Genomic DNA, 14786 nt, shown 5'->3' on the forward strand with positions numbered 1-14786 from the left:
CTAATTATTTTTTATTTACTGTTGCATATTAAAACAAAAAATAAAACACCGGTTTAGCCGGTGTCTTATCAATGTGACGATTTCAATTTTCTCCAAAGCGTCGTTCTGTTGATGCCGAGCCTTTCCGCTGTTCTTGTTTGATTGTTCCCTTCTTCGGCATAGATTTTTTGAATGATCCTTTTTTCGATCTCTTCGAGCGTTCCGGATAAATCGATGTCTTCTCTTTCTTCCTCGTTCAAGCGGCTCAGGACCCGTTCGGCGTCAGCCTTCTCGATATAAACGCCCTGCGCTTCAAGGACACAGTTTTGGACTGTTTTTCTCAATTGGCTGAGGTTGCCTGGCCATTTCGCTTCTTCAAGCAGAACACCAGCTTCGCTTCGAAAGCCGACGATTTGTTTGCCGAATGCCTCATTGCTTTCCGCAATAAACAGATAAGCCAGATGCAAAATATCCTCTTTTCTTTCGGAAAGAGGGGGAACGTCCAGTTCCAAATGACAAAGCGCATCATATAAATCGCTTAAAAATTCCCCGGCGCGCCTGCGGGAAGAAGAAACGATCAGCCTCGGCCCGTCATACGGTTCGCTGATCCGCCTGAGTAAAAGCCGTTGCGAGGACGGCGGCATGCGATCGACTTGTTTGATGTATAGCGTTCCTCTCCCTGAAAAGAATTCTTCGCTTTCACACGCCTGTTCCCATTCTGCTTCAGACAGCAAACCGGCATCGATTTTTCGAAACGGCTCATGCTTGTCCTCCCCCTTCATATGGATCAGCCCGGCCAAGCTCTCTTTCCCTGAGCCGGGCGCTCCGTTGATCCATATGGGTTCCCGCCTTGCCGCGAACAACTCCGCTTTTTTCAGCACCTGCTGCATCGTTTCGTTCCTCGATGTTTCCATATAACTCATCCGTAAAGGAGAAAGAATCGCTGCTCCAGGCAAAGAAGAAACGTGAACATCTTTTGCATTTTCCGCGGTAAATACGGTCAATGCCTCGTCTGATGCGAAAAACCTGCGCCCCGTGATATTCCATGTCCGCCCATGCTTTCGGAATCTAAAATGGATGACTCCCTTCTTTTCCGCTTCCCCGATCAGCTCTTCCAGATGATCCAACAAGCCGATTTGTTCGGCAAATACGCCGTTTTGAAAAACCGGCCGCAATGTCTTGTTGTATACTGCATAACCGGTCTCGGCCTTTTGTAAAATGTGATACGGCACAGCGTACTTCTGCTTGATGCTCTCTAAAAAGGAATACAGTTTTTTAGCGTTTGCAAAAGCTTTGGCAATGCTTTCTTTTCCGGATGTCAAAAGCAGTCCGTTTAAACCGAGCTGCTCTGCTTTCTCAATTGTGATCACATCGCCGATAATGATCTGATAGCCCTGTTCTTTGAGCTGAAGAAGCACCGGTTCAACATCGCGTTCGTCTGATACGGTGCAGGCGTCGATCCGGATATCCAAAATTTCGCACACTGCTGACGCGCCGTCGGCAATCATCGGAAATCCGACAATTGCCGCTTTTCCGGGATAGCCCTTGGCAAGCGTAAGCACACGCAGCATATCGTATCCCGACACTTCGATATCCACAACCGGAATGGAAACTTCTTGCTGGATCAGCTCAGCGGTTCCACCTCTGCTGATAATCAAATCAGTCCCGTTTGCTTCCGCTTGTTTCGCCAGCTCCACGCCCTTCTCTAAATCTCCGGAAGCCGCCTCGAATTCAAAATCCTCGCCGCCTGCCACTTGAATCATCAGCTCTTTTAATCCTTCATATGGAGCAATTGCCATCACTTTCATATTCGATCACCTTTTGTTGCAAATTTAAACACATTATCACTATACCAAAAGGCAGAAATATTTGGAACCGCAAAACGAAGGCAAAATAAAAAGGCTCCATTACGGAAGCCATTTTTCCCCCCACGCGGCCATCTCTTTAAAAATGCCGTGGAATTCTTTACCTTTTTCTGTTAATTCATATTCTACAGTAACAGGAACCGTCGGGAACACCTTCCGGGAAATCATACCGCTTTCTTCAAGATGTCTTAATGTGTCAGTTAATCCTTTAGTGTTGACGTTTCCCAAGTTCCTTCTGAGCTCGTTGAATCGCCGCTTGCCCTGAATGAGCTCGGCGAGAACCAAAAATGACCATTTACCAGAGAAAATTTTCAATACACCCTGTATTAAAGAAGAGCATTCTTTATGATCGACAGCTGAATTCATAGCAATTCCTCCATTGCCTCATTCGCCAATTTTGACTTGATCCTACCATATGGACACCAGAGCATTCAAGAGAACGATCTTACGGTTTATTTTTATAAAGCATATATAAAAAAATTGCGTTCTTGTGGAGCCTCACGGTGGTTGCTATGGTTATATCAAAAGGAGGAAAAACATGAAAAAACAATACGATTCTTTATTCACACCCTTTACTTTTAAAAACGGCATCCAATTGAAAAATAGAATCATCATGCCGCCAATGGGGCATTCATCCTCTATGCCGGGAGGATTCATTTCTGACGACGAACTCGTCTATTATGCCGCGCGGGCGACAGATGTCGGGATGGTCATCACATCTGCGACAACCGTACAGCCCGGAACCGGATTTCCCGGCATTCCCGGAGCTGAGAACGATGATCAAATCCCGGGACTAACCCGGCTTGCAGCCACTTTAAAGAAACATGGAGCAAAAGCAATCCTGCAGCTCTTCCATCCTGGAGCCAAAGGTATAGAGCAGACGGTCAGTGCCAGCGCCGTCGCTCCGAATCAACCGAATGCACCGGTGCCAAGGGCACTGTCTGAGCAAGACATTCAAGACCTTATCCATTCTTTCGGCCAGGCGGCGCGAAGAGCGATAGAGGCCGGGTTTGACGGAGTCGAAATTCACGGCGCAAACGGGTTTCTCATCCATCAGTTCTTCTCTCCTTATTACAACCGGCGCAATGACAGCTGGGGCGGCACTTTAGAGAAACGGATGAGATTTCCGCTTCAGATTATAGAAGAAATCAGACGCGTAGCGGATAGCCGCCATAAACCATCTTTTATCATCGGCTACAAATTTTCGCCCGAAGAGCCGGAAACGCCCGGAATCACAATGGCTGAAACGTTGCCTTTCGTTAATGTACTGCGGGAACAAGCATTGGATTACCTGCACGTTTCTCTCATTGATTTCCGGTCCTTGCCGCGCCGTGGTGCAGACAAATCCCGCACGCGAATGGAACTGATTAAAGAAGCGGTCGGCGATCGTCTTCCTCTGATCGGAGCCGGGAAAGTACACACACCGGAAGATGCCGTTCAAGCGCTGAAAACAGGAGCCGATCTCGTCGGAATCGGTCGGGGACTTCTGATGGATCCGGAATGGCTTCAAAAAGTTCAAGCCGGAAAAGAGGACGATATTCAAACAACCCTGTCAAGACATGATCAACGAAAGCTCGCAATTCCAGATGCCTTTTGGGAAAGTATACCGATGTATATTGATTTCAACGATTGACGATTCCTCTCTATACAGACTATAGATTCATTAAAAAAGGTGCCTTTTAGCTTAAAATTGATGTCATTTGCAAAAAAATGTATGAGAAAAGAGGAACTTAGACCAGTTGAGTCCCAGAGATGAGTATATTAGAATGATGGTAATTCAATATTGTCGGGATTGTTACTGTCTAAGCAGGCAAGACCTAAAATGTGTGAAGGGCGAAGTCTATCTTTTGCCTATATGACCTTGCACATTTTAGGTCTTTTTTCTGTTCTTCAGGACAATGCCGCAGTTAGGAGGGATGATTGGAAACGTTCATGTTGTCAGGAGCAATCTGTTACATATTGAAAAAGGGAGGAAATATTGATGAACATCAAAAACATCGCTAAAAAAGCGTCTGCCTTAACCGTCGCAGCAGCTCTGCTTGCGGGAGGTGCGCCGCAAACCTTTGCAAAAGAAACGCAAGATTACAAGAAGAGTTACGGATTTTCTCATATCACAAGACATGACATGCTGAAAATTCCCGAACAGCAAAAGAGCGAACAATTTAAAGTTCCTCAATTCGATCCGAAAACCATCAAAAACATCCCTTCAGCAAAAGGTTATAACAAAAATGGAGAACTGATCGATTTAGACGTATGGGACAGCTGGCCGCTGCAAAATGCCGACGGAACAGTCGCTACATACCACGGCTACAATCTTGTTTTCGCGTTGGCGGGCGACCCGAAAGACGTCGATGACACATCCATCTACTTGTTCTATCAAAAGAAAGGCGAAACTTCCATCGACAGCTGGAAAAACGCCGGCAGAGTGTTTAAAGACAGCGACAAATTCACTCCTGACGATCCGTACCTTAAGTATCAAACACAAGAGTGGTCAGGTTCCGCCACGCTGACAAAAGACGGAAAAGTCCGACTGTTTTACACAGCTTTCTCCGGCACGCAATACGGCAAACAGACGCTGACAACGGCTCAGGTCAACTTCACTCAGCCGGATTCGGACACACTGAAAATTGACGGTGTAGAAGATCATAAATCGGTCTTTGACGGCGCCGACGGCTCAGTGTACCAAAACGTTCAGCAATTTATTGACGAAGGAAACTACAGCTCTGGCGACAACCATACGCTGAGAGACCCGCATTATGTGGAAGATCACGGCCGCAAATATCTCGTATTTGAAGCCAATACGGGAACAAAAACCGGCTATCAGGGAGAAGACTCTCTATTCAACAGAGCTTACTACGGAGGCAGCAAGCAGTTCTTTAGAGGAGAAAGCAGCAAGCTGCTTCAAGGAGCGAACAAAAAGAACGCTTCATTGGCTAACGGCGCACTCGGAATCATCGAATTAAATAAAGATTATACGCTGAAAAAAGTCATGAAGCCTTTGATCGCCTCCAATACGGTGACTGATGAAATCGAACGGGCCAACCTCTTCAAAATGAACGGAAAATGGTATCTGTTCACAGATTCAAGAGGATCAAAAATGACAATTGACGGCATTGGTGCAAAAGACATTTATATGCTCGGCTATGTATCAGATTCACTAACCGGGCCATTCAAGCCTTTAAACAAATCCGGACTTGTTTTGCACATGGACCTTGATTACAATGACATCACATTTACTTATTCACACTTTGCCGTACCGCAGAAAAAAGGCGACAAAGTCGTCATCACGAGCTACATCACAAACAGAGGAATTTCAAACGAGCATCACGCCACATTTGCACCAAGCTTTTTGCTGAAAGTCAAAGGATCAAAAACATCCGTTGTCAAAAAAAGCATTCTTGAACAGGGACAATTAACGGTAAACTAATAAAACGAACGAAAGAAAATGCCGGTGAACATCGGCATTTTCTTTCGTGTGTCATCTTAGAATAAAGCGGGGAATTTTCTTGAAGAAGACAGTATATAAGCGGATTAGCATTTTAACTGTTTGTCTTGGAATCTTCATCATGATATTGGCTTCAGACCGGGAAACAGAAAAAAAGGGAGAATCCCCGGAAACACCGGAATATCGCGCGGCTTTCCATTTGACAACCCCTGACAAGTGGAAAAACGACCCTCAAAAGCCCGTCTATTTCAATGGAAAATATCATTACTACTATCTCTATAACCGGGACTATCCGGACGGCAATGGGACAGAGTGGCGCCACGCGGTGTCAGATGATCTCGTCCACTGGCAGGATCAAGGGGTTGCCATTCCGAAATATACGAATAAAAACGGCGATCCTTGGTCCGGTTCTGTCGTTGTCGACTCACAAAACACAGCCGGCTTCGGCAAAGGGGCGATCGTGGCGATTATGACGCAGCCTTCGGCCAATGACGGGAAGGAAGAACAATTTTTATGGTACAGCCAAAATGGTGGAAAAACATTTAAACCTTACGGTGAAGAGCCGGTATTGCCTAATCCGGACACCGTCGATTTCAGAGATCCGAAAGTGATCTGGGATGAAGAGGATGATAAATGGGTGATGGCGCTGGCTGAAGGAACGAAAATCGGCTTTTACGAATCACAAAATCTGAAGGAATGGCGTTATACAAGTAGTTTTCAAACAGAAAATATCGGCATCATCGAATGTCCGGATCTATTCAAGATGCGGGCGGATGACGGAACATATAAATGGGTTCTCGGAGCAAGCGCAAATGGAAAAGGTGCCGGCAAGCCGAATACTTATGCATACTGGACAGGCAGCTTCAACGGCAACGAATTTACCGCGGACGAAGCGGAACCTCAGTGGCTTGATTACGGCTTTGACTGGTATGCGGGCGTGACATTTGAGGACGGCGAAACAGACGATCCGTACGAGAAACACTATGCTTTGGCGTGGATGAATAACTGGGATTATGCAAACCGGACGCCGACATGGAAAGACGGCTTTAACGGAACCGATTCGATCGTCCGGCAAATTCAGCTTAAACATAAAGTCGGAAATCAATACAGCCTTGCCTCTCATCCAATCGATCAATTGGATGAATTAACCGAATCGACAGATGAATTTGAGCGCATTGAAGTAAACGGATCAAAAACGCTTCAGATTAAGGCAAATACCTATCAGCTTGAGGCGGATATCTCGTGGGCCGATCTTAAAAACGCGGGATTCAGGCTAAGAGAATCCGCGGATCGAAAACGCCATATCGATGTAGGAATTTCGGCTGAAGGCGGTTATTCTTTTGTGAACAGAGGATTTACGGGACAGCCTGACAGCACCCGCACCTATTTGGAAAGCAAAGCACCGTTTGATCCGGAAAAAAAGCGGGTGCATTTCACAATCATCGTAGATCAAAACACTGTCGAAGCGTTTATTGATGACGGCGAAACGACGCACTCAAACCTTGCATTTCCCGACCTGAATGATACGGGTATCACGCTCTTTACCGAAAATGGAACGGCCGTCTTTGAAAATCTAAAGATCAAACATATGCGTTCAATCCACGATTAAACAACAACGGGCGGCCAAGCGGCCGCCCTTTTTTGTAAAAGCGCAAAAAAGCGAGCCTTCCAGCTCACTTTCCGTTTCGTTTCGGCACAACAGCAGACAACAAAATCCCCGCCCCGAGGCCGATCAAAAGCCCCGGTGCCGGATGGTCGAATAATATCCCGATGCCTAATCCAATCAACAGTCCTGACGGTATAAAATAATTGTGTTTTTTGTCCATTTAACCCCGCCCCTTCGTCTAGTCATCACGAGTAACCCCAATTGATATATGCTTCCGGGGAGTCAAATACGACTAAAAGTGCACAAAAAAAACAAGGGCGGCTAATGCCAAACCCTTGTCTTGAAAACGCGCTCGGAGGGATTCGAACCCCCGGCAGACGTGGTACCGGAAACCACCGCTCTATCCAGCTGAGCTACGAGCGCACAATATAATTTTTTAACGTCAGCAATTTATATTATAAGGGCTGTTCTTTAAAAAGTCAATCACAATCTCTTGCTCGAAACAATGCAGGTTTAGATTATACTCGATTTCTTTATTTAATTCGTCCGTTGTTTTCACAAGGCAGATCATACCTTCAATAAAAGACCAAATCTAATCCAGTTGAGAAGCAGCATGGCTAAAGCGTAGCCTGTTCTCTCGTCGAGATAAAATCTGTGAGCGGCAACAACGCCGAGAAACCCGATCAGCTTTGGTTTCTTCTTATTTGGAGCTCTGAGCGCTATTGTCTGCGTTCACATATATAACCGGCTTCCTTTTTTCCTATAAATTAAATTGAAGATCAATGGACTTAGACCCCATTTTTCTATACTTTCCTCTGTAAAGTTGATCTTTTGTTTGAATGTCCTTTAAAATGGGAAAAATAAACCCCAGTATGTCTTTTTAATGAAGGCGGCTTTTTGTTTGACCTTTATTGACCAAAAATGTATGATTAAACTACATACTTACCTTTTAAGGTGAAGGAGGAGCATTATGAATTTAATACCTACAGTCATTGAACAGACGAACCGCGGGGAAAGAGCGTATGACATTTACTCACGCTTGTTGAAAGACCGTATCATTATGCTGGGATCAGCAATCGATGACAATGTTGCGAACTCCATCGTATCTCAGCTTCTATTCCTTGAAGCCGAAGATCCAGAAAAAGATATCAGCATCTATATTAACAGCCCTGGCGGCTCTATCACAGCCGGCATGGCGATTTATGACACCATGCAGTTCATTAAACCGCAAGTCTCTACGATTTGTACGGGAATGGCGGCATCTATGGGTGCGTTCCTTCTCGCAGCCGGCGAGAAAGGGAAGCGCTACGCTCTTCCAAACAGTGAAGTCATGATCCACCAGCCGCTTGGCGGAGCGCAAGGTCAGGCAACAGAAATCGAAATTGCCGCGAAGCGCATTCTTTCATTGCGTGACAAACTGAACAAAATTCTTGCAGAGCGCACTGGACAACCGCTTGAAGTGATCGAGCGCGATACAGACCGTGACAACTTCAAAACGGCTGAAGAAGCAAAAGAATACGGCCTGATTGATAAAGTGCTCACACGCAATATCGACGCACAGAAGTAAACAGCAAAAAAAGCTGCCGAAGTCATCGGCAGCTTTTTTATGTTACCGTACCTCCGCTCATTATGTAAGAGTTTCTATAAATCCTTCCACTTTTTCTCGAGGACAGGGTAGCGATAATCATTCATGTTCCCGATCAATTCCGCGGGGCTCGCCGAAGCATGAATCAGCTGAAGGTGCGATTCATTCGAAAAGCCCTCTTGAACGCTGTATTCGAGCATTTTAAGAAGTGGGTCAAAATAGCCGTTCACATTGTAAAGTCCGATCGGCTTTTGATGAATGCCGATCTGGGCCCAGCAAAGCACTTCAAACAGCTCTTCAAACGTACCGAAGCCTCCGGGCATCGCGATAAAGCCGTCAGCTAATTCACTCATTTTCGCTTTGCGCTCATGCATGCCGCTCACTTCGATCAGCTCTGTCAGCTGCTGATGAACGATTTCCCCTGTAAAAAGTCCTTTCGGCATAACGCCGACAACTTCCCCGCCGTTTTTCAATACGGTATCCGCAATCACGCCCATCAATCCCATTCTCGATCCTCCATAAACAAGGCGAAGCCCCTTCTCGGCAATATAAACACCAAGCTCTGCAGCTTTCTTCTTGTACGCCGGGTCCGTCCCCATATTTGATCCTGAATATACGCATACCGTTTTCACTTTCGCTCACTCCAACTCCATATATTGATAAAAGCAATTAACATTGTACTATATATTGTTTGTTCCGTGTGCGATAATATAATTGAACTTCTAAATGGGAGTGTAGACTTATGACAATCACAGACGCGGAGCAATGGACAAAGACATTTTATCGGAAAAGAGGATGGAGCGAATACGGACCTTTCATCCGGATGGGATTTTTAATGGAAGAGGCCGGTGAACTGGCGAGAGCGGTCAGGGCATACGAAATCGGAAGAGACCGTCCTGATGAAGCCAAACGGCCGGCTGCTGAACTGAAAAAGGAACTGATCGAAGAAATGGGCGATGTGATGGGGAATTTGATTATGCTTGCTGGCATATACGATGTTTCATTGGAAGACATGATGGATGCCCACCGCCGCAAACTGACGAAAAGATTTGCAGGAGAGCATCATGAAGATCAATGACCGCCTTTACGGCGAGGCAGATTTGGAGCCTGTGCTGACAGACCTCATTCATTCAAAAGCCGTTCAGCGTCTAAATGGGATTCACCAAGGCGGAGCATGCTTTCTCGTCAATCCCGCATGGAACATCAGCCGCTGCGAACACAGCATCGGGGTTATGCTTTTGATCCGCAGGCTTGGCGGAAGCCTTGAAGAACAAATTGCAGGTTTGCTTCACGATGTTTCCCATACGGCATTTTCCCATGTGGCTGATGATGTATTTAACATGGAAAACGAAGATTACCATGAACAGATGTTTCGGCAATGGGTCAAGCAATCTGATATCCCCTGGATTCTGGATACATACGGATTCAAAGATGAAGATATCTTATACGATGAAAAAAAATGGACGCTGCTGGAGCAGCCGGCTCCTTCATTATGTGCGGATCGCATCGATTACACGCTTCGCGACTCTTTAGCCTACGGGTTTGGCGACCAAGAAGAGATTGGACGATTTTTAGAAACCGGACTGACCGTTGTCGAAGGCGAAATCTGCTGCACTTCGACAGAGCACGCCGAATGGTTCACCAACCTTTACTATCAAGAGGTGATTGACTTCTTTATGAATCCCCTCAATGTATATGCGCTCTGTACACTCAGCCAAATGCTGAAAAAGGCGCTTGACATGCGTATCATCACGGGACGCGATTTTTTCAAAACCGACACGGAACTGCTTGCGATGCTAAAGCAAAAAGCGTGCTTCCGGGAAACGCTTGAAAGGCTCAGTACAGCGAGCCAGAGCGTTAAGCAAGGAGACGAAGACGATTTTACTTTTCATCAAACTTTAAAGGTAAGATGGATCGATCCAAAAGTCGCCGTTAACGGAAGAAAAGTCCCCGCCTCCACACTTTCAAAAGACGTCCTTTTGATGAAAGAAACGGCAATAGCCGCAATGAAAAAAGGCACATATGTAAAAGCCGCCGAATAAAAGCAACCGCCTGCTTCGGTCAGCCCGGAACAGGCGGTTTTCTTCAGTTATGTCACGTCAAATATTTGTTCAGGCCTGTCGACAAAATGCTTTTTGCCGATTTTATGAAACAGCCCTGTTTTATGAAGAAGCTCACGCGGCTGCTGCTGCAGCCCGACAATCATCACTTTGCCGTTTTGCTGGTGGACACGGTTGACGATCGTCATCAAGCTGCCTTCTGCGGAAGAATCCATATAGTCTACTTTGTTCATAAGCAGGATGAGGAGTTTTGGCGGGTGGCCTTTGTCCAAAATTGAATCCTCCAATGAATTCGATGAGCCGAAAAACAGCGGGCCTTCAACAGAATAGATGCTGACAGAGCGGTGGAATTTCTTTTCTTCCGCTGCAGCAGCCGACTGGACGATCGATTCAGACACATCCTTTTTAATGCGGAACGATTTGCTCATTCTGACGATAAAGGTGATGATCGCCAGCAGGATCCCGGCCGCCACCCCAAATACAAGGTCCTGCCAAACCGTTAAAAGAAATGTGACGACAAGCACGGCAGAGTCGGAATTCTTAATTTTCAAAATGTTTACAAACTCTTTCCGCTCACTCATATTCCAAGCGACCACCATTAAAATCGGCGACATGCTTGCAAGCGGGATAAGGGAAGCGTATGGCGCAAACAAAAGCAGGACCAATAAAACAAACACGCCGTGCACGATCCCTGAAATCGGAGAAGCAGCACCCGTTTTAATATTGGTTGCCGTACGGGCAATCGCGCCTGTCGCCGGAATTCCGCCGAACAGCGGTGCGGCAATGTTCGCAATCCCCTGGCCGACAAGCTCTTTATTGCTGTCATGCCTTGTTCCCTTCATATTGTCTGCCACCATCGCGGAAAGCAGCGATTCGATTCCGCCGAGCATCGCAATCGCAAGAGCGGGAGGCAGCAGGTAAATGATTTTTTCCAATGACAATTCAGGAAATTGAAAGCTCGGCAAGCTGCGCGGAATTTCGCCGTAAGCTGAGCCGATCGTTACCACCTGTTCAGGAAACAGCATCGTGGCCATGACCGTCGATACAAGCAAGCCTGCAAGCGCTCCCGGCACTTTCGGCAGAATCTTTGGCGTAAACAGCACAAAGAAGAGCGATACGACAGCCGTCAAAATGCTGTAGAAGCTGAGCGTGTTCAGGTTGATGACAACCTCTCGCATATTCATATAAAAACTCTCATGCTTCTCAACATTCCTCAAACCTAAAAACTTGGCGATTTCTCCGGTGAAAATAATCACTGCGATGCCGGCCGTAAATCCGATGATCACCGGCCGCGGAATAAACTTGATAATCTTGCCGAGTTTTAGCAGCCCTAATATGACGAGAATCACTCCGGCCATAAAACCGGCAATCAGCAGATTCTCAAATCCGTATTGGAGCACAATAGCGAACAGGATCGGAACAAAGGCGCCTGTCGGTCCGCCAATCTGGTATTTCGACCCGCCGAGAAGCGAAATCAAAATACCGGCGACAATCACTGTGTAAAGACCGTGTTCCGGTTTCACCCCCGAGGCTATGGCAAAAGCCATGCCAAGCGGAATTGCGACGACTCCAACGACCATTCCTGCTACAATATCTTTTTGAAACCGTTTAAGGCTGTATCCTTCAAATCTGCCTGAAAAACGTAACATTCAATCTATCCTCCCCATTTCCGAAAGCAAAACGTCTTCACGTGAATAACCATCTTCCACAACATCCAAACGGCCGGTCTTTGGATCAATCACCAATCCGTGCACCGGAACGTCTGAAGGCATCAGCGGATGATTCCGAACCATGTTCACGCTGTGGCTGACGCTGTCTTCAACGCTGTCAAAGCCCGTCATCCATGTGTCCAAGTCGATGCCTGAATGCTGCAGGAGTTCGAGACAGCCATCATCAATCCCCCGCTGTTTGGCCTTTTGAAGGATAGATGAAGCGTTCAGGCTTGCCATACCACACTCATGGTGGCCGATCACGCAGACTTCTTCAGCCTGCAGCTCATAGACAGCCACAAGAATGCTGCGCATGACGCTTCCAAAAGGGTGAGAAACAACGGCACCCGCATTCTTAATGATTTTTGCGTCTCCATTTCTTAACCCCATTGCATGATGGAGCAGTTCTAATAAACGCGTGTCCATACATGTCAAAATCACAAGTTTCTTCTCCGGAAATTTTGTCGTTTCATAAAACTCGTACCCCTTTTCCTCTACAAAAGACTGATTTCGCTTCAAAATGGAAGTTAAAATCGCCATTTCTCTCTCACTCCTTTTCATAGTCATATGACCTTGATATTGTTACAGCCGAATTATAGCACATGGTTTTTCGATTTGGATTCGAATCAAAAAATTCACTATAAATGTACTGAATATTTTAAAAAATCTAATTTTATATCTTTCTAAAATAATAAAATCTACACTGTTCTTCACCTATAAAAATAGAACTGGAAGCAAAATAGAACATCTAATATTTGGATTTATAGTTATAAAAATGCATTAAAATAAATTAAAAAACTGAAATAAGTATCTATGATTTTCTAAACAACAATAATTGAGCTGATAGTCCTGCGTTTATTCGGAACAGACTTTGATTTTTATAGAAGCCGTTTTTCCTCTATAATAGAAGCAGATGATACGCGGAAGGAGAATGCAGATGAAACCGTTTGTATATGTCACAAAACCGGTCCCAAAAGAAATCGAAGAGATGCTCGCCGAACACTGCACATATGAAATTTGGACTTCGCGCAAGCGCATTCCCAGATCGACCCTGCTCGAAAAAATCAAGGAAGCAGACGGTCTTTTAACCTCAGGGACAAAAATCAACCGTGAATTATTATGCAATGCGCCGAAGTTAAAAATCGTCAGCAACAACTCCGTCGGCTATGACAACTTTGACATTGAAGCAATGAAAGAAAAATCGGTTATCGGCACTCACACACCATACATTCTTGACGGCACAGTCGCAGACCTCGCTTTCGGTCTGATCCTTTCCTCAGCGCGGCGAATCGCCGAGCTCGACCGCTACATCCGCGATGGAAAATGGACCAAATCAGAGGATGATGAAAGCTTGTTCGGATGCGATGTCCATCACCGGACGCTCGGCATCATCGGAATGGGACGAATCGGAGAACAAGTCGCCAAACGGGCGGCCTTGGGTTTTGATATGGAAGTGCTCTATTACAGCCGCAGCCGCAAACCCGACACAGAGAAAAAAACCGGCGCGGTTTATACGGGCTTTCATGAATTGTTAGAACGCTCGGATTTCATTGTTCTGATCACACCGCTCACAGATGAGACATACCGCCTTATCGGCGAAGCTGAATTCAAAAAAATGAAACCGTCATCCATTTTCATCAACATCTCCCGCGGCAAAATCGTTGACGAACAAGCGTTGATTCAAGCGCTGAAAGAAGGATGGATTAAAGGAGCCGGACTTGATGTATTTGAAAAGGAGCCGATTGAAAAAGACAATCCGCTCCTAAGCCTTTCCAATGTGACCCTCGTTCCCCACATTGGATCATCCACTCTTGTCACACACGTCAACATGCTGAAAAGCGCCGTCCAAAACCTGATTGACGGTCTTCAGGGCAGACAGCCAAAAGATATAGTCAAAGAACTGAGATGACGCACATTCTTACATTCAGGCCCGGAATGTTTTGCCGAGCTCGCGTCCTAAACCAAAATAGTGTCTAAAAAGATAAATTAAAGGCCCCCATTTTTGAGGATCGATGTGGTGTTCCCCTTTTATAATCGCTTCATGTGCGTGCACATGAAGCACTTTTGTTTCAATGACGGCAAAATACGGTGAATGTTCCGGAATGCGGATATTGACGGCTTCCGCTTCAATTTGAAGCGGACAATCGGCGACTCTGTCAGGTTTCACCGCCAGGGAATCTGCTGCCGTAAATCCACCGGCTGCAAACTTTTCTTTAAGGTATGTAAAGCCGAGCCGCTTTTTTTCTTCCGGAACGCATCGTTTGCCGGTATAGGAAGCGAGCCGTTCTACATTGCTCCATAAAGATGAATCCGGCACATTGATGACACATCCGGCTTGTCTCTCTAAATTCTCCAATGCTTTGCCGCCGGTGCCGACGCCGAGTACGATCGAATCCCCAAGCGCCCAAGAAGAGGAAAGCGGGCTGAGATTCGTGGAACCGTCTTCGTTCAGCGTGCTGAGCAAAATGACGGGTGTTCCGTAGTATAAAATGCTTGGCTGAATAATTTTGCTGTTTTGATGCATATCGGTCTCCTCC

At 46.1% G+C, this 14786-nt stretch carries 15 protein-coding genes and 1 tRNA gene; 7 read left to right on the top strand and 9 right to left on the bottom strand.

From position 1 onward, the window contains the following. Positions 1-68: 68 nt before the first annotated feature. Complete coding sequence (locus tag MHB72_RS18995; protein ID WP_216919457.1) at positions 69-1787, bottom strand: PrpR N-terminal domain-containing protein; 1719 nt, start codon at positions 1785-1787, stop codon at positions 69-71. A gap of 99 nt (positions 1788-1886) precedes the next feature. Then, a complete protein-coding gene (locus MHB72_RS19000; RefSeq protein WP_020453042.1) occupies positions 1887-2210 on the bottom strand; it encodes a winged helix-turn-helix transcriptional regulator in 324 nt (107 codons plus the stop codon). 172 nt (positions 2211-2382) lie between these two features. Here MHB72_RS19000 and MHB72_RS19005 point away from each other — a divergent pair, with 172 nt between their 5' ends. From MHB72_RS19005 to MHB72_RS19015, 3 genes are all read left to right on the top strand, one after another. Further along, on the top strand, positions 2383-3477 hold the full coding sequence (locus tag MHB72_RS19005; RefSeq protein WP_025810725.1) for an NADH-dependent flavin oxidoreductase: 1095 nt from the start codon (positions 2383-2385) through the stop codon (positions 3475-3477). A gap of 348 nt (positions 3478-3825) precedes the next feature. Beyond that, positions 3826-5271, top strand: a complete 1446-nt coding sequence (locus MHB72_RS19010; RefSeq protein ID WP_216919455.1) for a glycoside hydrolase family 68 protein — start codon at positions 3826-3828, stop codon at positions 5269-5271. A 79-nt stretch (positions 5272-5350) separates the two neighbouring features. Then, a complete protein-coding gene (locus tag MHB72_RS19015; protein WP_216919453.1) occupies positions 5351-6898 on the top strand; it encodes a glycoside hydrolase family 32 protein in 1548 nt (515 codons plus the stop codon). A 64-nt stretch (positions 6899-6962) separates the two neighbouring features. On the opposite strand, the gene MHB72_RS19020 is transcribed toward MHB72_RS19015, so the two are convergent. From MHB72_RS19020 to MHB72_RS19030, 3 genes are all read right to left on the bottom strand, one after another. After that, on the bottom strand, positions 6963-7115 hold the full coding sequence (locus MHB72_RS19020; protein WP_023856347.1) for a hypothetical protein: 153 nt from the start codon (positions 7113-7115) through the stop codon (positions 6963-6965). Between the two features lie 127 nt (positions 7116-7242). Further along, positions 7243-7318, bottom strand: a tRNA-Arg gene (locus MHB72_RS19025). Positions 7319-7462: 144 nt separating this feature from the next. Continuing rightward, a complete protein-coding gene (locus tag MHB72_RS19030) occupies positions 7463-7618 on the bottom strand; it encodes an NINE protein (RefSeq protein WP_340904169.1) in 156 nt (51 codons plus the stop codon). Between the two features lie 247 nt (positions 7619-7865). Between MHB72_RS19030 and clpP the strand changes: the two genes are divergently transcribed. After that, the gene (clpP, locus tag MHB72_RS19035; protein ID WP_003185550.1) at positions 7866-8462 is read left to right on the top strand and encodes an ATP-dependent Clp endopeptidase proteolytic subunit ClpP; all 597 of its coding nucleotides are present in this window, start codon (positions 7866-7868) and stop codon (positions 8460-8462) included. 74 nt (positions 8463-8536) lie between these two features. Here clpP and MHB72_RS19040 read toward each other — a convergent pair whose 3' ends face one another. After that, the gene (locus MHB72_RS19040; protein ID WP_023856348.1) at positions 8537-9112 is read right to left on the bottom strand and encodes an LOG family protein; all 576 of its coding nucleotides are present in this window, start codon (positions 9110-9112) and stop codon (positions 8537-8539) included. Between the two features lie 110 nt (positions 9113-9222). Between MHB72_RS19040 and MHB72_RS19045 the strand changes: the two genes are divergently transcribed. After that, positions 9223-9558 (top strand): MazG nucleotide pyrophosphohydrolase domain-containing protein, encoded by a 336-nt coding sequence (locus tag MHB72_RS19045; RefSeq protein ID WP_020453047.1) that lies wholly within the window; start codon positions 9223-9225, stop codon positions 9556-9558. Next, the gene (locus MHB72_RS19050; RefSeq protein ID WP_216919451.1) at positions 9545-10522 is read left to right on the top strand and encodes an HD domain-containing protein; all 978 of its coding nucleotides are present in this window, start codon (positions 9545-9547) and stop codon (positions 10520-10522) included. Before MHB72_RS19045 ends, MHB72_RS19050 begins: the two co-directional genes overlap by 14 nt. Before the next feature lie 47 nt (positions 10523-10569). Here the strand turns inward: MHB72_RS19050 and MHB72_RS19055 are convergent, their stop codons facing one another. Together MHB72_RS19055 and MHB72_RS19060 are read right to left on the bottom strand one after the other, a co-directional pair. Continuing rightward, positions 10570-12189, bottom strand: a complete 1620-nt coding sequence (locus MHB72_RS19055; protein WP_020453049.1) for a SulP family inorganic anion transporter — start codon at positions 12187-12189, stop codon at positions 10570-10572. Further along, entirely contained in the window at positions 12190-12789 is a 600-nt protein-coding gene (locus MHB72_RS19060) for a beta-class carbonic anhydrase (RefSeq protein ID WP_020453050.1), read from the bottom strand. It abuts the gene before it with no gap. A gap of 397 nt (positions 12790-13186) precedes the next feature. Between MHB72_RS19060 and MHB72_RS19065 the strand changes: the two genes are divergently transcribed. After that, on the top strand, positions 13187-14158 hold the full coding sequence (locus MHB72_RS19065; RefSeq protein ID WP_216919449.1) for a 2-hydroxyacid dehydrogenase: 972 nt from the start codon (positions 13187-13189) through the stop codon (positions 14156-14158). Between the two features lie 15 nt (positions 14159-14173). Here MHB72_RS19065 and MHB72_RS19070 read toward each other — a convergent pair whose 3' ends face one another. After that, positions 14174-14773 (bottom strand): flavin reductase family protein, encoded by a 600-nt coding sequence (locus MHB72_RS19070; RefSeq protein ID WP_020453052.1) that lies wholly within the window; start codon positions 14771-14773, stop codon positions 14174-14176. Positions 14774-14786 lie beyond the last annotated feature (13 nt).

The sequence above is a fragment of the Bacillus sp. FSL K6-1284 genome, from assembly GCF_038002625.1.
GTDB classification, from domain to species: Bacteria; Bacillota; Bacilli; order Bacillales; family Bacillaceae; genus Bacillus; species Bacillus paralicheniformis.

Bases quoted from the DNA above. Each gene is read 5' to 3' on its own strand.
- MHB72_RS18995 (WP_216919457.1), bottom strand. From the start codon at position 1,787: ATGAAAGTGATGGCAATTGCTCCATATGAAGGATTAAAAGAGCTGATG.
- MHB72_RS19005 (WP_025810725.1), top strand. From the start codon at position 2,383: ATGAAAAAACAATACGATTCTTTATTCACACCCTTTACTTTTAAAAAC.
- MHB72_RS19000 (WP_020453042.1), bottom strand. From the start codon at position 2,210: ATGAATTCAGCTGTCGATCATAAAGAATGCTCTTCTTTAATACAGGGT.
- MHB72_RS19045 (WP_020453047.1), top strand. From the start codon at position 9,223: ATGACAATCACAGACGCGGAGCAATGGACAAAGACATTTTATCGGAAA.
- clpP (WP_003185550.1), top strand. From the start codon at position 7,866: ATGAATTTAATACCTACAGTCATTGAACAGACGAACCGCGGGGAAAGA.
- MHB72_RS19055 (WP_020453049.1), bottom strand. From the start codon at position 12,189: ATGTTACGTTTTTCAGGCAGATTTGAAGGATACAGCCTTAAACGGTTT.
- MHB72_RS19060 (WP_020453050.1), bottom strand. From the start codon at position 12,789: ATGGCGATTTTAACTTCCATTTTGAAGCGAAATCAGTCTTTTGTAGAG.
- MHB72_RS19010 (WP_216919455.1), top strand. From the start codon at position 3,826: ATGAACATCAAAAACATCGCTAAAAAAGCGTCTGCCTTAACCGTCGCA.
- MHB72_RS19020 (WP_023856347.1), bottom strand. From the start codon at position 7,115: ATGGACAAAAAACACAATTATTTTATACCGTCAGGACTGTTGATTGGA.
- MHB72_RS19070 (WP_020453052.1), bottom strand. From the start codon at position 14,773: ATGCATCAAAACAGCAAAATTATTCAGCCAAGCATTTTATACTACGGA.
- MHB72_RS19065 (WP_216919449.1), top strand. From the start codon at position 13,187: ATGAAACCGTTTGTATATGTCACAAAACCGGTCCCAAAAGAAATCGAA.
- MHB72_RS19050 (WP_216919451.1), top strand. From the start codon at position 9,545: ATGAAGATCAATGACCGCCTTTACGGCGAGGCAGATTTGGAGCCTGTG.